This window comes from Aureibaculum sp. 2308TA14-22 (assembly GCF_040538665.1).
Classification (GTDB): domain Bacteria; phylum Bacteroidota; class Bacteroidia; order Flavobacteriales; family Flavobacteriaceae; genus Aureibaculum.
Genome location: NZ_JBEWXT010000001.1, coordinates 2,706,116 through 2,724,824 on the forward strand (window position 1 = coordinate 2,706,116; position 18,709 = coordinate 2,724,824).

Genomic DNA, 18,709 nt, shown 5'->3' on the forward strand with positions numbered 1-18,709 from the left:
CTATATTTTAATATTTCTTAATCTTAATGCGTTTACTATTACAGAAACAGAGCTAAAACTCATTGCTAACGCCGCTATCATTGGTGATAATAGAATGCCGAAGAATGGGAATAATACTCCGGCTGCAATAGGTACTCCTAATGTGTTATAAATAAGTGCGAAAAATAAATTCTGCTTTATATTCTTCATTACAGCATCACTTAAATTTCTGGCTTTTACGATACCGTGTAAATCGCCTTTTACTAGCGTAATCATTGCACTTTCTATCGCTACATCTGTTCCCGTGCCCATTGCAATACCTACATCGCTTTTTGCCAATGCTGGTGCATCATTAATACCATCACCTGCCATCGCCACAACGTGTCCTTGTTCTTGTAATTTGTTGACTTCTTCCAGTTTGTTTTCTGGTAACATTCCCGCCTTGAAATGGGCAAGATTTAATGCTGAAGCAACGGCTTGTGCGGTATCGCGATTGTCACCAGTGAGCATCACTACATCAATACCTTTATCTTGAAGTGCTGCAATGGCCTTTGCACTTGTTTCTTTTATTTTATCTCCTATAACTACATACCCAACAACGGTTTTGTCTATTGATAAATAAGAAACTGTTTTACCTTGCCTTTGGTAAAATTTAGCTTCATCTTTCATTTTAGATGTAATGTCTGCTTTTGCAAACTCCATCATTTTAGGATTTCCCAATGCTATTTTTTTATCATTTATTATGGCTTCAACACCTTTTCCTGTAACAGCACTAAAATCTTCGGACTTTAGTATTTCAGTATTGTGTTCTTTTCCATATTTAACCGTCGCTTCTGCTAAAGGATGTTCGCTATTGGTATTTAAAGAAACAATGTATTGAAGTATTTCTTTTTCGCTTAAAGCATCATTAAAAGCACCTACGGTTTCAACTGTTGGTTTTCCTTCTGTAATTGTTCCTGTTTTATCAACTATAAGTGTATTTACCTTGTCCATTTTTTCAAGAGCTTCTGCATTTTTAATCAAGACACCATTTTGAGCTCCTTTACCCACACCAACCATTACAGACATTGGTGTTGCTAAACCTAAAGCACAAGGACACGCAATGATTAGAACTGCAATTGCATTCACAAACGCATAGACGTAAACTGGTTCTGGTCCCCAAATAGACCATACAATAAATGTGATAATTGAAATAAAAACTACAACTGGCACAAAGTAACCTGATACCTTATCTGCTAAATTTTGAATAGGTGCACGACTTCTACTGGCATCATTAACCATATGAATGATTTGAGATAACAAGGTGTCACTTCCTACCTTTTCGGCTTTCATTAAAAAGGATTGATTGCCGTTGATTGTTCCGCTACTTACTTTATCATCTTTAGCCTTATTTACAGGAATAGGTTCTCCCGAAATCATTGATTCATTTACAGTTGTACTTCCTTCTGTTATGATGCCATCCACAGGAATTTTATCGCCTGGTTTTACACGCAATATATCGCCTACCTTAATTTGGTCAATTGAAACTTCTTCTTCATTTCCATCAACCACACGCACCGCTTTATTAGGTGCAAGTTTTAACAGTTCTTTTACTGCGGAATTGGTTTTACTATGTGCTCTTGCTTCTAAAACTTGACCCATTAGCACCAAAGTAAGTATGACGCTTGCTGCCTCAAAATAAACGTGAACTGCACCAGATTCTGTTTTAAACTGTGCAGGAAACACATCTGGAAATAACATTCCAAACACACTAAATAACCAAGAAACACCAGCACCAATACCTATAAGTGTGAACATATTAAGTTTCCACGTTTTAATGCTTCGATAAGCACGTTCAAAAAACATCCACGTTGCATAGAACACAACAGGAATTGAAAGTGCAAACTGAACCCAATTCCACCATTTTTGTTCCATTATATTGTATAACGGATTATTGGGAATCATTTCGCTCATTGCAATCAAGAATACTGGTAATGTGAAACCAAGTGCTATCCAAAATTTCTTTACCAACTTTTTATAGGTCTTCTCTTCTGCTGAAAGGTCGGGTTGCAGTGGCACTAAATCCATACCGCAAATAGGACAAGAACCTGCTTCATCTTTTACAACTTCTGGGTGCATTGGACACGTCCAGCCTCCCCCTTTCTCCTTCCCAAGGAGGGGGGATTGCTCTTGAACCAAATCCATGCCGCATACAGGGCAGTCGCCTGGTTTGTCGTAGGTTTTGTCGCCTTCGCAGTGCATAGGGCAATAGAAGCCCCCCGACCCCCAAAGGGGGAGTTGCTCCTCTGATTTATTGTTTTTGCTCCTCCCCTTCGGGGAGGTTGGGAGGGGCTTTTCTTTTAAATTATGGATGCTATACCTATCGCCATCAATTTTTAAGGCTTCTTGAAATGTTTCTATAGGAATATGTGATTCCATTTCGATTGTAGCTTCTGCTTTTTCTAAATTAACTGTTGCTTTTGAAACCCCTTCTACTTTTGAAAGTGTTTCTTCTACGTGAGTACGACAACCGTTGCAAGTCATTCCATGTATATGATAGGTATGTTTCATTGTTGTTGGGTTAAATAATTAATTATCGTGGTTTCTATATAATAGGCCTTTACCGATTTAATTTGGTTCATTTGAAACTTTAGTTGCAGTTCTTGAATATCCAAAACATCATTAAAATCAATGGTGCCAGTTTCATAGCTTTTGATTAAAATTTCTTCAGCATCTTTGGCTTGTTTTAAGTTCTTGGTTTGCGTAGCATAACTTATTCTTGCAGAAATACGTTCATTAATCGCTTTACTTAAAAGTGTTTCCAAAGTATTTAAGCGTTCTTGTTTCTGTGCAGTTATTTCCTGCTGTTGTAACTCGTTTTGCTTTGTTTTCGATTTATATTTTTTATTAAAAATTGGGATAGAAACCGAAACCATAGGCATCACAATATCTTTACCGTTATCCGAGAAATTCATATCTGGTCTTGGCTCTACATTGATATAGTCTAATCCAAAACCAATCATTGGACTACTTTCTTTTTGGTTTAGTAATTCTGATTGCTCTATGGATTGAAATAGTTTATCATACTTTAACAATTCGGGATGTAATGCTAAATTTTTAGTAGTGATTTCAAAGTCTTCTGAAGGCATCATTAAACTATCTACCACAATAACAGCAACATTATTTTCCCTGTTCAAAAGGTTATTAAGATTAGTTTGTTCCGCTAAAAATTGTTGTTGCAACACTTCTTTTAGTTGTTGCATTTCATTTTGACGCATTTGTAATCGCAACACATCTACAGCAGATGCTTTACCTACCTCAACAGAGGTTAGTGCTAATATCTCATAGGTTTCTAATAGCTTTATATTTTCAGTTAGCACCTCTTGCTTTGATTTGTTGGCGTATAAATTATAATAGGATTGTGATACCGAAGCCATCAATTTTCGCTTTGCAATAACAATGTCCTCATATTTTGCATCAGCTAATGAACTCACATAATTTTCTCTCGATGTTATGGTTCCAAACCAAGGCAACATTTGTTTAGCGGAAACTTTAAAGCGTTGTGCTCCGGTTCTTGTCTCAGGTTCGCTTACAAAGTACCCAACACCAAATTCGGTATTAGGAATGGTATTGACTTCGTTTACTTTTTCTGAAGCTCTTTTGTATTGTAATTCGAATTTTTGAATCTCCGGATTGTTTGTTAATGCTTCATTAATGTACGTTTCTAGTTCTTGACTTTGAATTGTAAGAACAAAGAATAAAGCACAAGGAACAAAGACCTTTTTTATATTGATTTTTATGTATTTCATTTTGTTGCTCTTTTAAGTTGAAATTCTTGTTTCCAGCTATATAATACCGGAACTACAAATAAGGTTATTAAGGCAATGAGCATTCCACCAAAACTTGGTATTGCCATTGGAATCATAATATCGCTTCCTCGTCCTGTAGAGGTTAGTACTGGTAATAATGCCAAAATTGTCGTAGCAGTAGTCATTAAACAGGGTCTGATTCGTTTTTCTCCAGCTTCAACAATTGATGCTCTAATTTCTTTTCTGTTTTCTGGTGTATTTCTATGGAATGTTTGCGTTAAATAGGTTGCCATTACAACACCATCATCGGTAGCAATACCAAATAAGGCTATGAAACCGACCCATACCGCTACACTTAAATTGATGGTATGCATTTGAAATAGGTCTCGTAAATTTTCACCAAAGAAACTGAAGTTTAAAAACCAATCCTGTCCATACAACCATATCATTATAAAACCACCAGCAAAAGCCACGGCAATTCCTGAAAATACCATCAAAGATGTGGCTACCGAACGAAACTGGAAATACAGAATTAAAAAGATTATTGCCAATGCTAATGGTACAACTACGGATAAGGTTTTTTCTGCTCGTAATTGATTTTCATAAGTTCCTGTGAATGTATAGTTGATTCCTTTTGGAACTATCAATTCACCAGAATCTATCTTTTCTTGGATAAGTGCTTGTGCATTTTCAACAACGCTTACTTCTGCAAAACCAGCTTGTTTATCAAACAACACATAACCCACTAAAAAAGTATCTTCACTTTTAATAACTTGCGGCCCTTGTTCGTAACGAATGGTTGCCAATTCGCTTAATGGCACGGAACTGCCTTTTTCAACAGGAATATAAATTTGCTCTAAATCGGTTGGGTTTGCTCGTAATTCTCTTGGGTATCGCACACGAACACCATATCGCTCACGACCTTCAACCGTTTGTGTTAAGACCATACCACCAACTGCTACTTTTAATACATCTTGAACATCTTGTATAGAAATGCCATAACGTGCAATTTTCTCTCTATCTATATCAATCAACAAATACGGTTTACCAACAATACGGTCAGCAAAAACAGCTTCTTTTTTAACACCTTCTGCTTCCTTGATAATGTTTTCTAATTGCACTCCAAACGCCTCGATTTGCTTTAAGTCTTGACCTTTCACCTTAATTCCCATAGGTGCTCGCATTCCTGTTTGAAGCATTACCAATCGGGTTTCAATAGGTTGTAGCTTTGGTGCTGAAGTAACACCTGGCAATTTTGTAACTCTTACAATTTCATTCCAAATATCGTCTGGTGATTCAATTTCAGGTCGCCAATTACGGTAGTATTCACCACCTTCGTCTGGAATGAGTTGTTCCTTGGCCTTTAGAGATTGCCACGCTTCACGTTGTTTCGCTCGTAATGACATTCCGTTTTTTAAAATGTATTCTCCATCCTCATTGACTTTGTAGCGTTGACGCTCTCCATTTTCATTCAGCATATATTCTGGTTTATACTGAATGATATTTTCATACATTGATAGTGGTGCTGGGTCTAACGCTGATTCTGTTCTACCTGCTTTACCAACAACGGTTTCAATTTCTGGAATACTGGCTACTGCCATATCCAATTGCTGTAAAACTCGTTTGTTTTCTTCCACACCAGAATGAGGCATTGAAGTTGGCATTAGTAGAAATGAGCCTTCATTTAAGGATGGCATAAACTCTTTGCCTGTGTTCTTCATAATGAAAAACCCTGCAATTACAATAGCTGTTGGTACAGACAAAAACAACAATTTATTATCTAAACACCACCTTAAAATACGTGTGTAGTATTTGATGAATAGCGAAAAAACTCCTAATAAACCAAAGCATATAACACTTACAAAAATGAGATTCCAGAATATGCTTTTATCTACTCCTAATGGTCGCCAATATTCGGCTAACAAGAATACTATTGCTGATGCTGAAATAAGCCCCTCTGCCTGCGGCATCTCCCCAAAGGGGAGAATTTTTCTTTGTCTTAAAATTGGTAATACACCAAATGCTATCAAAATCAATCCTAACCAATAACCGTAAACTATTGCTACTATTCCTAATGCTATTAAAACACCATTTAAAATAGTTTTAAAATTGGTTTTAATGCTTTTCTTTCTGAATAAAAATGCTGCAAATGGTGGTATTAAAAATAAAGCGACAATAATAGATGCTGTTAACGCAAAGGTTTTTGTAAAAGCTAATGGTCTGAATAATTTTCCTTCTGCACCAATCATTGTAAATACAGGAATGAAACTAATTATTGTTGTCATTACTGCGGTTACGATGGCCCCAGAAACTTCTGCTGTGGCGTTATAAACTACCGTATTAATGGATTGTGTTCCATCATCTTCATCCAAATGCCTTATAATATTTTCTGAAAGTATGACACCAACATCTACCATGGTGCCAATGGCAATGGCAATACCCGATAAAGCCACTATATTAGCATCTACGCCAAAGAGTTTCATAGCGATAAAAACCATTAAAACCGCGACTGGTAGTAGTCCAGATATAAGTACCGATGCTCGAAGATTAAATACCATTATGATAATGACCAAAATGGTAATTAGAATTTCTAAAGTCAATGCTTCGTTAAGTGTGCCTAAAGTTTCTTGTATGAGTTCTGTTCTGTCATAAAAAGGAACAATGGTTACTTGTGATGTGCTTCCATCTGCTAACACTTTTGAAGGTAGTCCCGCACTTAATTCGTTAATTTTCTCTTTTACGTTATTGATAACCTCCATAGGATTTGCTCCATAACGTGCCACAACAACAGCACCAACAACTTCAGCTCCTTCTTTGTCTAATAAACCACGTCGTGTTGCAGGACCTAATGATACTTTACCAATATCTTTAATTCGTATTGCAGTATAATCTTCGGAAGTAACGACTGCATTTGCTATGTCTTCAATAGATTTTACATAGCCTAAACCACGAACTAAATATTCTGCATTGTTAATTTCAATAGTTTGTGCACCAATGTCCTTGTTACTTTCCTTAACTGCTTTTACAATATGATTCAATCCAATATTGTATTGACGCATCAATTCAGGATTAACATCCACTTGATATTCTTGAACATAACCACCAATGGAAGCTACTTCTGATACACCACTTGCAGAGGATAGTGCATACTTAACATAGTAATCTTGAATACTGCGTAATTCCTGTAAATCCCAACCACTTGTTACATTTCCATTTTCGTCACGACCTTCAAGCGTGTACCAAAATATTTGTCCCAATCCTGTGGCATCTGGCCCCAAAGCAGGATTAACACCTTCTGGTAATAAACCACTTGGTAATGAGTTTAGTTTTTCGAGAATACGACTTCTGCTCCAGTAAAATTCAATATCTTCTTCAAAAATGATATAGATACTTGAAAAACCGAACATTGATGAACTACGAATGGTTTTCACTCCAGGAATACCTAACAAGGAAGTTGTTAGCGGATAAGTAATTTGGTCTTCTATATCTTGAGGCGAACGACCATCCCATTTTGTAAATACAATTTGTTGGTTCTCACCTATATCTGGAATAGCATCTACAGCAACTGGATTACTTGGTAAAAATCCAGTATCCCAATTAAAAGGTGCATTTACAGTTCCCCAACCTACAAAAAGGACGAGTAGCAAAACTGCTACGAGTTTATTTTCTATTAAAAATTTGATGCTTTTATTGAGCATAATATTTGATAATTAAACCATTAGACAATGATGTTTTGACAACACCGAGTACCTGTCTGCCGACAGGCAGGCAACAAATTATCCTTACGACATTGCAGTCATAGGATAAAAAAGTCTATTGTTTAAAAATCAAATTAAATACGTCTCGTCTAGCTTGAAGATTTGCCTGACGACGAGTGGCGGTTTGTATTCTTCGTAAGAAGATACATTATTTTCTAAACCTTCAAAAAGGTTAATATATGTGTAAACAAATGAAGCAATGAATACCTGTTGTTCAAATGAAATCTTGTCAACTTGTAATTGTAGTTCGTCTTGACCTTCAATTGCTAATTGTTTATCATCGCAACAATTTTTCTTGGTAATAGAACATCCATCAGTAGAAGGTTTTTCCATTTCCATTCCGCAACCTTCGGCTTTATGGAAAATAGCCGTTTCCACTAAAGTATCTCCACAATAATGCATATTTACAGTAAATGACAACGTAGAAAATAACACTACGAAAGCCATTGCTAAAGACATTATTTTATGGAATATTTGTTTCATTTGTGACACAAAGTTACGAAAATCAACAGTTATTTTATTAAAAAATTTGTTAAAACTGGGAGTTATATCAATGGCTGATACGATTTGAACATAAATGATTTGTTTGAGAATCTAACCCAGTATAGAACCAAATGAATAGTATTTATCATTATTTAAAATTAACTCCTTAAAAATGGAAAAATGTTGTACCTATATTGTACCCAAACAAAAAAACCTCCCAAAATTGAGAGGTTTTATGACTACAAATTTGTAGTTGAAAAAGTGCGGGCGGAGAGACTCGAACTCTCACACCTCGCGGCACTAGATCCTAAGTCTAGCGTGTCTACCAATTCCACCACGCCCGCATAAATTTATGAATTGGGCTGCAAATATAATCAATCTTTAGAAAAAGCAATACCGTTCATTTATATTTTTATTACTTTTGAGAGCATTAAAACTTAAACTAAATATGGACAACTTAAAAGCTTATGTGCAACAGCACAAAGAACGATTTATAAATGAACTCGTAGAAATTTTAAAGATTCCATCGATCAGTGCAGATTCGGCTTTTAGCCAAGATGTAATTGACATGTCCGAAGCTACAAAAACAGCTCTGGAAAATGCGGGTTGCAACCATGTTGAAATTTGTAAAACCCCAGGGTATCCCATTGTATATGGCGAGAAAATAATCGACAAAAGCTTACCAACCGTTTTGGTTTATGGTCATTATGATGTACAACCTCCAGACCCATTAGACCTCTGGACATCGCCACCATTTGAGCCCGTTATTAAAAAAACTGAAATTCATCCCGATGGAGCTATTTTTGCGAGAGGAGCATGTGATGACAAAGGGCAATTTTATATGCATGTTAAGGCATTAGAATACATGACTCAGAATGACAATTTGCCTTGTAATGTAAAGTTTATGATTGAAGGTGAAGAGGAAGTTGGTTCTGAAAGCTTAGCATGGTTTGTAAAACAAAACCAAGAGAAATTAGCAAATGACGTTATACTAATTTCTGATACGGGTATGATTAGCAATACGCAACCTTCGATTACTACCGGTTTACGTGGTTTAAGTTATGTTGAAGTTGAAGTTACAGGACCTAACAGAGATTTACACTCTGGTCTTTATGGCGGTGCGGTGGCCAACCCTATCAATATCCTTGCAAAAATGATTGCTTCGTTGCATGACGAAAACAACCACATAACCATTCCCGGATTTTATGACAAAGTGAAAGAACTATCCGCCGAAGAGCGTGCAGAAATGGCTAAAGCTCCTTTTTCCTTAGAGGATTATAAAAAATCTATAAATATTAATGCCGTTTATGGCGAAAAAGGTTACACCACTAACGAAAGAAATTCTATTAGACCTACTTTAGATGTAAATGGTATTTGGGGCGGTTATACTGGCGAAGGTGCTAAAACCGTCATTGCTAGTAAAGCATTTGCAAAAATTTCCATGCGTTTAGTTCCTCACCAAGACTGGACAGAGATTACTGAATTATTCAAAAAACACTTTGAAAGTATAGCACCAGAAGGCGTTCATGTTGAAGTAAAACCTCATCATGGTGGACAAGGTTATGTAACACCAATAGATAATATTGGCTATAAAGCCGCTGCAAAAGCTTATGAGGACAGTTTTGGTGTCCCTCCTATTCCACAACGTAGCGGTGGCAGTATTCCTATTGTTGCCCTATTTGAACAAGAACTTAAAAGCAAAACCATTTTAATGGGATTTGGATTGGATAGTGACGCAATTCACTCACCTAACGAGCATTTTGGTGTTTTTAATTATCTAAAGGGCATTGAAACCATTCCTTTATTCTACAAATATTTTACAGCATTAAAAACTAATAATTAACTTACAATCATGATAAAATCAACAATCAAAGTCTTATTATTTTTAGTTATCTGTTCATCTTTATTTCTTTCATGTACAACTGAGGTGGCATCAAATGATAAGGAACAATTAACCAAACAAGATTATGCCAATGCTGCAAAGCATTTAGGTGATACTATGGATAAATTTGTAACCAATACCATCGCTTCTAATAATTGGTTAGATGAAAATACATTCATTTATTCAAAAACTACTGACCAAGGTAAAAAGTTCTACATTGTTGATGCGTTAAAAAAAGAAAAGAAAATAGCTTTTGACCATGAAAAATTAGCCTCAAGCCTTTCAAAATTAATGAATGAAGAAGTTAAAACATATAAATTACCTTTTTCAAGTTTTGAATTTAAAAACAATAACAAAGCCATTTCTTTTAAAGTAAAAAACGAGCATTACCAATGTAATTTGGAAGATTATTCTTGTCAAAAAACAGAAAATAAAAAAGCTATAAGTAAAGATGAAATTCTATCGCCTGATGGCAATTTGGCTGCTTATATTGATAATTTTAATCTTTGGGTTAGAAATATAAATACTGGTAAACAAACCCAACTTACTTTTGATGGTGTAGAAGATTATGGTTATGCAACAGACAATGCTGGCTGGAAAAAAAGCAATAGACCTGTTTTAACTTGGTCACCAAATTCAGCTAAGTTAGCAACATTTAGACAAGACGCTAGAGATGTTGGAGAAATGTACCTTACTTCAACAAACGTTGGGCATCCAAAATTAGAGGCATGGAAACACCCGTTACCTGGAGATGAAAAAGTTTTCAAGTTGGAGCGGGTCATTATAAATGTTGCTAATGCTCCAAAATTGATCAAACTACAAAAAGAACCCGACTATCAACGCTCAACTATTACCGATCATGTCGCTGGAAGAAATGGCGAATTTTTAGATGTTCAATGGAATAAGGATGCTACAAAATTAGCCTTTGTATCTTCTTCACGAGATCATAAAATTGCACATTTGCAGATAGCAGATGCCCAAACCGGTAAGATTTCATCGATATTAACGGAAGAGGTTGACACCTACTTTGAATCAGGAGTTAGAAAAATTAATTGGCATGTTTTATTTGACAGTAATGAAGTCCTTTGGTTTTCTGAAAGAGACAATTGGGGACATATGTACCTTTATGACATTGAGGGAAATCTTAAAAATCAAATAACTAAAGGTGATTGGGCTGTTTTACAAGTGTTGAATATTGACGAAAAAAATCGTGAATTAATATTTACAGCTGGTGGCAAAGAAGAAGGAAACCCTTACCATCAGTATTTATACAAAATTGGTTTTGACGGAAATAATATGGTCAATCTGACTTCGGATAAAGGACATCACAGCATATCAGCATCAACTGATTTTGACTACTTTGTTGACACTTATTCAACAACAACAAATCCTCCAATTTCTATACTAAAAAATAGAAATGGAGAAAAAATATTAGACTTAGAAACGGCTGATATTTTAAAACTAAAAGAAAGCGGGTGGCAACAGCCTATTGAGTTTACGACCAAAGCCCGTGACAATGAGACAGATTTATATGGTATAATGTATTTACCAAGTCATTATGATGAAAATAAATCATACCCTATATTAAATTATATTTATCCAGGTCCGCAATCTGGAAGTGTAGGTAATTATTCGTTTAGAGCAGCAAGAAGAGATTATCAGGCAGTGGCCGAATTGGGTTTTGTGGTAGTAAGCGTTGATGCTATGGGTACACCAGCTAGATCCAAATCTTTTCATGATTTTTATTACGGAAATATGGGAGATAATGGCATACCTGATAACATAACTACCATTAAACAGTTGGCAGAAAGATATAAAGGTATGGATTTAGAACGCGTCGGTATTTGGGGTCATTCTGGTGGTGGATTTGCCTCTACTGGAGCTCTATTTAGATATCCTGAATTTTATGATGTAGCCGTTTCGGGTGCTGGAAATCATGATAATAGAAATTATGAAGCCGATTGGGGCGAAAAATGGCACGGATTACTTGTTGAGGGCAATATTGAAGGTAAAGCCGACGGCACAACTAATTATGACAGCCAAGCAAATCAATTATTTGCAAAAAACCTTAAAGGAAAACTATTAATAACGCACGGTACAATGGACGATAATGTTCCACCATCAAATACATTATTAGTTGTTGAGGCACTTATAAAAGCCAATAAAGATTTTGATATGATTTTGTTCCCAAATAAAAGACATGGTTATGGTGATATGACGGACTATATGACCAGAAGAAGATGGGACTATTTTGTAAGGCATCTGAAACATGCTGAACCACCTAAAGAGTTTTCTTTCAGTGAATAAAACAACAAAGCCGATAAATTAATTTATCGGCTTTGTTGTTTTATTATAAATGATTTTAATGGTTCATAGAAAGTACCGCCCAAGATTCTGGACAAACTTTTTCTTTGGATACAAATTGGTTGAAATCCAAAGGCCATGTTTTGTCTTGTCTTTTTTCCTTTTTATTTGAAATCATTCTTTTATATTGATTTGTTAAATGCATGTTGAATTTACTTTTTTTAGTTTTCATTTCTATAGTCGTTGCCATAATTTTAGGTTTTTTAGTTTATTATAGAACAACCTAATGTAACAAACTCCTACCATCTACTACTAATGCTTTAAATTTTAACATATAATTATCAGTATGTTAAACAATAGCTACCTTTTTAAAATCGTTTAAACAATTTAACCCCTTTATTATGCTAAAAAACTTCTTTTGGATGTGTTCTGGTGCAGATCCAGACTTATTAAACGAAAGCCCAAAATCTGAACAAATAAAATATGCTGGCATTGGCGGAACAGTTTTTTTTACCGCCGTTATGGCTTTTATTGCAGGGTCTTATGCTTTATATACAGTCTTTGATAATGTTTATATCGCCATTGCTTTTGGCTTAGTTTGGGGATTGCTTATTTTTAACTTAGACCGCTTTATTGTTTCTACAATTAAAAAGCGTGACAATTTTTGGCAAGAACTTTTACAAGCATCTCCAAGGATAATTTTAGCAATAATTATTGCCGTAGTTATCTCTAAACCTTTAGAGATGAAAATATTTGAAAAAGAAATAAATCAAGTATTATTAGAACAAAAAAATGAACTAACACTTCAAAACCAAAATCAAATAGCAGAACAATATACGCCTGAAATTAGCAGAATACAATCTGAGATTAATTCCTTAAAAGGCGAGGTTGACAATAAGGAAAAAGAAGTAAATGATTTATACGATACCTATATTACTGAAGCTGAAGGGACTTCTGGAACTATGAAACTTGGTAAAGGTCCTGTTTATAAAGAAAAAAGAGAGAAGCATGATGCCTTATTGCAAGAATTGCAACAAACTAAAGAAAATAACGCCGTAATAATTTCTGAAAAAGAAGCCACTATAGCTCAATTAAGGAATAAAAAAGACCTTCAAGTTAGCACAAGCCAACCTATTATTGATGGATTTGACGGGTTAATGGCTCGTATTAATGCTTTAGGCGAATTGGCATGGTTTCCTTCGTTTTTTATTTTTCTACTGTTCGTTGCCATAGAAACCGCTCCGGTATTAGCAAAGGTAATGGCCCCTAAAGGAGCTTATGACCTAAAATATGAAGAACAAGAAGATGCCCTAAGTGTTTGGGTTGCACAACAAAAAAACCAAAGGGCTTCCCTATTATCTACTGATACTACATTAAACGAAAAAGTATATTACGATGTGGCCGAAGATGAGGAAATCTATAATTACAAAAGACAAAAAGCAAAAGACTTGTTAAAGCTACAGTCTGATAAATTTTATAAAAAGCAAAGCGATATTATCGGATAACAACGAAAAGTAATCCTTAAAAGGGTAAATTATCAAATGATAACTTGTGAGTACCTGTAATATTTAAACAAAAAACTTAGAAACTATCTTTAGCTTTTAGTTTTATGAGAAGGCTGTTTTGATTGTTGATATTCTTCCTGAAGCTTATTTAGAACTCGCTCAGCAAAATTATAATCTACTTTTCTGAATCTATCTCTGGCATAGGCATTGTAACCGCTTCTAATAGATTTAGTTTCCTTTAAAATTAAACCATCGTCATAAGGATTAAACCCTACAATGGTGTACATTTCATTTTCTTTAAGATTCCCTAATTTATACCATCTGCGTCTAGCATCGACACAAACAACTATTTCACCAATTTTAAACATAAGTTATTTAATTTTTCCCGATGGAAAGATAATAATTTTATTTTAATTGGTAAAATTAAATTAATACTAAATAATTAATTTAATGAAGAAAGTTCAAATTTTTGAGGTTGTAATTCTGGCTCAACTTCAGGTTGAGGTATTGGTTGTTGTTGAGATTGCATTTCTTCTAAAATGTTAGTAGCAAAAGCATAATCTACTTTTCTAAATCTATTGGCCGCAAAAGCGTTATAACCACTTCTTGGACTTTTTACTTCTTTTAATATCAATCCGCCATCATAAGGGTTAAAGCCGGTAACTGTATACATTTGGTTTTTTTCTAAACCACCTAATCTATACCATCTTCTTCTTGCATTTACACAAACTACTATTTCTCCAACTTTAAACATAATTTCCAATTTTATTAATTAATTGCTTTCATATTTAAAACAATTATCAAGTAAGAATTCCCCTTAATTAGCCAACTTTTTTTTATTAAAAACACCTAAGTGGTTAATAATCAATAAAAAATAAATCTCTTATGTAGATATAAACGAACTCCTACCTCGAATATTTTATAAACATAATGAATGAATCTAAAGGAAATCTAAAGATTCTTTAAAAGAAAAAGATAAACGTGTGATTTTTAGAATTTCCTTTGAGGATTAAAAGAATTAATATCCATAGAAGTTTTTTTATCGGTAATAATTTCTGAAACCAATTTACCTGTTGCAGGGCCCAAGCTCCACCCCATCATAGCATGACCAGCGGCAATGGTCAAATTTTTATACAAATTTGCTCTACCTATATAAGGTAAACCATCTGGAGAAACAGGACGTAAACCACACTTTGCACTTTCTATATTATGTGCGGGAATTTTTAGGTTTTTATAATATTGTTTCGCTCCGCTTGCAATTGTATGGACGCGTGCTTTGTTTATATTGTGATTGATTCCCGACAGTTCCATAGTACCTGCAAATCGGGTAAAGCCTACCATGGGCGTAATGGCCACTTTCTTCTCCATTAGAATGGCAGGATATTGAATTCCTGTTTCTTCTTCTACATCAATACGGTAACCTTTGCCTCCTTCCATTGGTAAATTTAATTTTAATTTTTTAGCCAATTTACCACTCCAAGAGCCAGATGCCAAAATAATTTCATCTGCTTTATAGCTTCCTTTATCGGTTTTTACCTTACTAATTTTATTGCTTTTTAAAGAAAAGTCAATTACGGTTTCTTTCTTTTTAAATACTACACCACTATTTTTTAAATGAGTTTTTAGGTTTTTCATTACCTGAACTGGACTCGTATGATAATCGCATAGGTAATGTACCGCTCCTTTTACATCTGAGCTTATGTTAGGTTCTATTTTTTGCAGTTCATCAGCATTCAAAATATTGGAATCTAACCCTAAAGCCTGAGCTTTTTCCGCGATATTTATTTCGGATTCCCCCACACTATTGTCTTTATATAGCATTAATAATCCTCTCTTGTCGAGTTGAAAACTACCTAAATCATTTGAACTTAAAAGCTCTTCGTACAACTCTCTGCTCATTAGATTGATGTCCCGTATTACTGTCATGGCACGATCGACCTTGACTTTAGTGGCCGATTTTTTGAATGCCCATGTCCATTTTATAAAATCAAAATCCAACCGCGGTTTCATATAAAAAGGACTGGTACTATTGAACATGTATTTAATACCTTTTGAAATCATTCCAGGTGCTGCCAAGGTAATTATATGGCTAGGTGTTAAATATCCTGCATTAACATAAGACGCACCGCCCTTTGCACCATCCATATTGGTTTGATCTATAACGGTTACTTGGCAACCTTCTCTTTGAAGATAATAAGCGGCACTTAAGCCGATAATGCCACCACCAATAATGATACAGTTTTTCAATTTAAATAATATTATCGTTTATATAACCTGAAACCCATAAGCATAAGGATCATCGTCATCAATTGAAATAGTATTATGTCCGTACACTTTTGCCCATCCTTGTATGCTAGGCACTATCGCTTTGATTCCATTAGCTAAAATAGTTTCTTTTTCAACACGACCGATAAATTTACTACCAATAAAACTTTCGTGAATAAATGGTTCTCCAACTTGTAGCTTTTCTTTTGCATGCAATTGTGCTAATCGAGCAGAAGTTCCTGTTCCGCAAGGACTTCTATCTATGGCTTTATCGCCATAAAACACAGCGTTTCTACCAGAAGAAGTTGAATCTATAGGGTTTCCTGTCCATAACATATGTGTTACATCCCTAATGGTGTTGTTTTCTGGATGAATGAACATATTTGGGTATTTCTCATTAATTCTATTTCGAACTACTTGAGAATATTGAATAATTTTTGAAGCTGTAAAATCATGAACTCCAGAAAAGTTTTTCTGTAGATCTACAATAGCATAATAATTTCCGCCATAAGAAACATCAAAAATAATTTCACCTAATTCTGGACAATCTATTGTTAGATCTTGAGCTGCTAAATAACTTTTCACATTGGTTAATTTTACCCAATCTACTTTGTTTCCTGTTTGCTGATATTCAATTTCAACCAAACCTGCTGGAGTTTCCATTTTTATCTTTCCCGGAACTTTTGGAGTCACCAATTTCTCTTCAATAGCTATGGTAATAGTACCAATTGTTCCATGACCACACATGGGCAAACAACCGGAAGTTTCAATAAACAGAATAGCAAAATCGTTTTCTGGATTATGTGGTAGAAACAAAATACTCCCGCTCATCATGTCATGACCGCGAGGTTCGAACATTAATCCACGTCTAATCCAATCATATTCTTTAAGGAAATGTTGGCGTTTTTCACTCATATTCGTACCAATGAGATCTGGACCACCTTCCGCAATGACACGAACCGGATTACCGCAAGTATGAGCGTCAATGCACTTAAAAATATGCTTACTCATTTTTCTTACGCTTTATATACGCGTTAATTCTATCTTCTAAAATAGGCAAGGTTACCGTGCCTTGCTCTAAAATTATTTCATGAAATTCGCGAATATCAAACTTGTTGCCCAACTCTTTTTCTACTTTATTACGCAGTTCTCTAATTTTTAATTCACCTATTTTATAGGATAATGCCTGACCTGGCCATGAGATATACCTGTCTGTTTCTGTATTGATTTCGTGCAGCGACAAGGCTGTATTTGAAGACATAAAATCAACCACTTGCTCACGAGACCATCCTTTAGCGTGTATTCCAGTATCAACAACCAATCGGCAAGCACGCCACATTTCGTAAGTAAGTTGACCAAATTTTTCATAAGGCGTGGTGTACATACCCATTTCATCTGCTAAAAATTCAGAATATAATCCCCAACCTTCTCCGTAGGCTGATAAATATAAATTTTTTCTAAATTGAGGAATACTATCTCCCAACTCATTATTCAAACTCCCTTGTAGATGGTGCCCAGGAACAGCTTCATGAACGGTTAATGAAGGTAACGTATAAAGTGTTCTGCTTTTTAAATCGTAAGTGTTTACCCAATAATAACCGGGTTCTGTACTATTTTTTGAAGTACCTATATATCTTCCGCCAGTATATTTGGGGGCAATGGCATCTGGAACAGGTGCAACACCATAAGGTTTCCTGGGTAATGTTTTAAAGAATTTCGGCAATTGAGCATCTGCTCTTTTCGCCATATCTCTGGCAATCATTAGCAGTTCTTTTGGTGTTTTTGCGTAAAATTGCTCGTCTGTTCTTAAAAAATTAAAGAAGTCGGAAAAGCTACCTTTAAAGTCTAGGTCGGCTATAATTTTTTCCATTTCAGCCTTAATTCTGGCTACTTCTTTCAATCCTATTTGATGTATATCATCAGCCGTATATTGCATACTTGTGGTGTAATAATTTATCCTGTTTTGATAAAATTCTTTACCGTTAAGTATTTCGGATACACCGATACTTTTCCTTGCTTTGGGAAAATACTCGTTTTCAAAAAAGGCTTTTATCCTTTTAAACTGAGGAATTACTTTGGTTTCTACCACTTTTTTTGCAGCGTTTAAAACAGAATCCCTTTGAGGATTACTCAACATAGATGGCAAATTCTTAAAAGGCGAATAAAAAAAGTTGTCTTCAAAACTATCTGTAATATGAGTATCGTAAGATGATTCATAACCTTTAAAAATAACTTTGGGCTGTGTAATTCCTTTTTCTATACCTAATTGCAACAAATCTAGGTGTTGATCTACAAAAACAGGCAGAGCATTGAGTTTTTTCAAATAGTTCTTTGCATCATCATAGGTATTCAACGGACGCACCATATACGGTAAACTTACGTGAAACCCAGCATCGGAAAGTAATGGATTTAGATAATGCTCAAAAGCATTGAAATCAATAGTTTCTTGCAACTGAAATTTTAAAAGGCTTAAAGATATTTTTTTAGTTTCCGATAAATTTTCACTCTTAATTTTATTTAATACTTTTAATTTTTCTTTAGCAAAATTAGCTTCAGCTTGATAGTGTTCCTTTGTAAATAGCCCCAGTGGAAATTCATTATCATCATACCCTTTATATTCCTGATATGCAGTAATAATTTGGTCAAGTTGAACTGATGCATTATTTATAGTGGAATTATCTTCTTTACAACCAATAAAAAGTAAAGAGAAAAAAAGCGATAAACTTATAAGTTTTGTCATATTCT

13 protein-coding genes and 1 tRNA gene are annotated in these 18,709 nt (G+C 34.8%); 3 read left to right on the plus strand and 11 right to left on the minus strand.

The window, feature by feature from the left end; all coding sequences use genetic code 11:
* The 5 genes from U5A88_RS12170 to U5A88_RS12190 all read right to left on the minus strand — a co-directional run bounded on the left by U5A88_RS12170 (nt 1) and on the right by U5A88_RS12190 (nt 8,352).
* Complete coding sequence (locus tag U5A88_RS12170; RefSeq protein ID WP_354206814.1) at nt 1-2,529, minus strand: heavy metal translocating P-type ATPase; 2,529 nt, start codon at nt 2,527-2,529, stop codon at nt 1-3.
* Nucleotides 2,526-3,767, minus strand: a complete 1,242-nt coding sequence (locus U5A88_RS12175) for a TolC family protein (RefSeq protein WP_354206816.1) — start codon at nt 3,765-3,767, stop codon at nt 2,526-2,528. The genes U5A88_RS12170 and U5A88_RS12175 overlap by 4 nt, the downstream gene beginning before the upstream one ends.
* The gene (locus U5A88_RS12180; RefSeq protein WP_354206818.1) at nt 3,764-7,465 is read right to left on the minus strand and encodes an efflux RND transporter permease subunit; all 3,702 of its coding nucleotides are present in this window, start codon (nt 7,463-7,465) and stop codon (nt 3,764-3,766) included. The genes U5A88_RS12175 and U5A88_RS12180 overlap by 4 nt, the downstream gene beginning before the upstream one ends.
* 129 nt (nt 7,466-7,594) lie before the next feature.
* A complete protein-coding gene (locus U5A88_RS12185) occupies nt 7,595-8,008 on the minus strand; it encodes an HYC_CC_PP family protein (protein WP_354206820.1) in 414 nt (137 codons plus the stop codon).
* Between the two features lie 262 nt (nt 8,009-8,270).
* A tRNA-Leu gene (locus U5A88_RS12190) sits at nt 8,271-8,352 on the minus strand.
* Between the two features lie 104 nt (nt 8,353-8,456).
* On the opposite strand from U5A88_RS12190, the gene U5A88_RS12195 reads away from it, so the two are divergent.
* Nucleotides 8,457-9,851, plus strand: coding sequence for a dipeptidase (locus tag U5A88_RS12195; RefSeq protein WP_354206822.1), 1,395 nt, complete (start codon nt 8,457-8,459; stop codon nt 9,849-9,851).
* A gap of 9 nt (nt 9,852-9,860) precedes the next feature.
* Nucleotides 9,861-12,197 (plus strand): S9 family peptidase, encoded by a 2,337-nt coding sequence (locus tag U5A88_RS12200; protein WP_354206824.1) that lies wholly within the window; start codon nt 9,861-9,863, stop codon nt 12,195-12,197.
* 55 nt (nt 12,198-12,252) lie between these two features.
* Here the strand turns inward: U5A88_RS12200 and U5A88_RS12205 are convergent, their stop codons facing one another.
* On the minus strand, nt 12,253-12,444 hold the full coding sequence (locus U5A88_RS12205) for a hypothetical protein (protein ID WP_354206825.1): 192 nt from the start codon (nt 12,442-12,444) through the stop codon (nt 12,253-12,255).
* Between the two features lie 151 nt (nt 12,445-12,595).
* On the opposite strand from U5A88_RS12205, the gene U5A88_RS12210 reads away from it, so the two are divergent.
* A complete protein-coding gene (locus tag U5A88_RS12210; RefSeq protein ID WP_354206827.1) occupies nt 12,596-13,699 on the plus strand; it encodes a DUF4407 domain-containing protein in 1,104 nt (367 codons plus the stop codon).
* An 89-nt stretch (nt 13,700-13,788) separates the two neighbouring features.
* Here U5A88_RS12210 and U5A88_RS12215 read toward each other — a convergent pair whose 3' ends face one another.
* The 5 genes from U5A88_RS12215 to U5A88_RS12235 all read right to left on the minus strand — a co-directional run bounded on the left by U5A88_RS12215 (nt 13,789) and on the right by U5A88_RS12235 (nt 18,704).
* Complete coding sequence (locus U5A88_RS12215) at nt 13,789-14,067, minus strand: hypothetical protein (protein WP_354206829.1); 279 nt, start codon at nt 14,065-14,067, stop codon at nt 13,789-13,791.
* A gap of 74 nt (nt 14,068-14,141) precedes the next feature.
* Nucleotides 14,142-14,453 carry a hypothetical protein gene (locus U5A88_RS12220; RefSeq protein ID WP_354206831.1) on the minus strand — a complete coding sequence of 104 codons (312 nt, stop codon included), beginning with the start codon at nt 14,451-14,453 and terminating at the stop codon, nt 14,142-14,144.
* Between the two features lie 236 nt (nt 14,454-14,689).
* Nucleotides 14,690-15,946 carry an NAD(P)/FAD-dependent oxidoreductase gene (locus U5A88_RS12225; protein ID WP_354206833.1) on the minus strand — a complete coding sequence of 419 codons (1,257 nt, stop codon included), beginning with the start codon at nt 15,944-15,946 and terminating at the stop codon, nt 14,690-14,692.
* A gap of 18 nt (nt 15,947-15,964) precedes the next feature.
* On the minus strand, nt 15,965-16,975 hold the full coding sequence (locus tag U5A88_RS12230) for a 4-hydroxyproline epimerase (RefSeq protein ID WP_354206835.1): 1,011 nt from the start codon (nt 16,973-16,975) through the stop codon (nt 15,965-15,967).
* A complete protein-coding gene (locus tag U5A88_RS12235) occupies nt 16,968-18,704 on the minus strand; it encodes a DUF885 domain-containing protein (protein WP_354206836.1) in 1,737 nt (578 codons plus the stop codon). Before U5A88_RS12235 ends, U5A88_RS12230 begins: the two co-directional genes overlap by 8 nt.
* Nucleotides 18,705-18,709: the final 5 nt, after the last annotated feature.

Excerpts from the sequence above, each read along its gene's own strand:
- U5A88_RS12170 (WP_354206814.1), bottom strand. The coding sequence starts at position 2,529 with ATGAAACATACCTATCATATACATGGAATGACTTGCAACGGTTGTCGT.
- U5A88_RS12175 (WP_354206816.1), bottom strand. The coding sequence starts at position 3,767 with ATGAAATACATAAAAATCAATATAAAAAAGGTCTTTGTTCCTTGTGCT.
- U5A88_RS12180 (WP_354206818.1), bottom strand. The coding sequence starts at position 7,465 with ATGCTCAATAAAAGCATCAAATTTTTAATAGAAAATAAACTCGTAGCA.
- U5A88_RS12185 (WP_354206820.1), bottom strand. The coding sequence starts at position 8,008 with ATGAAACAAATATTCCATAAAATAATGTCTTTAGCAATGGCTTTCGTA.
- U5A88_RS12195 (WP_354206822.1), top strand. The coding sequence starts at position 8,457 with ATGGACAACTTAAAAGCTTATGTGCAACAGCACAAAGAACGATTTATA.
- U5A88_RS12200 (WP_354206824.1), top strand. The coding sequence starts at position 9,861 with ATGATAAAATCAACAATCAAAGTCTTATTATTTTTAGTTATCTGTTCA.
- U5A88_RS12205 (WP_354206825.1), bottom strand. The coding sequence starts at position 12,444 with ATGGCAACGACTATAGAAATGAAAACTAAAAAAAGTAAATTCAACATG.
- U5A88_RS12210 (WP_354206827.1), top strand. The coding sequence starts at position 12,596 with ATGCTAAAAAACTTCTTTTGGATGTGTTCTGGTGCAGATCCAGACTTA.
- U5A88_RS12215 (WP_354206829.1), bottom strand. The coding sequence starts at position 14,067 with ATGTTTAAAATTGGTGAAATAGTTGTTTGTGTCGATGCTAGACGCAGA.
- U5A88_RS12220 (WP_354206831.1), bottom strand. The coding sequence starts at position 14,453 with ATGTTTAAAGTTGGAGAAATAGTAGTTTGTGTAAATGCAAGAAGAAGA.
- U5A88_RS12230 (WP_354206835.1), bottom strand. The coding sequence starts at position 16,975 with ATGAGTAAGCATATTTTTAAGTGCATTGACGCTCATACTTGCGGTAAT.
- U5A88_RS12235 (WP_354206836.1), bottom strand. The coding sequence starts at position 18,704 with ATGACAAAACTTATAAGTTTATCGCTTTTTTTCTCTTTACTTTTTATT.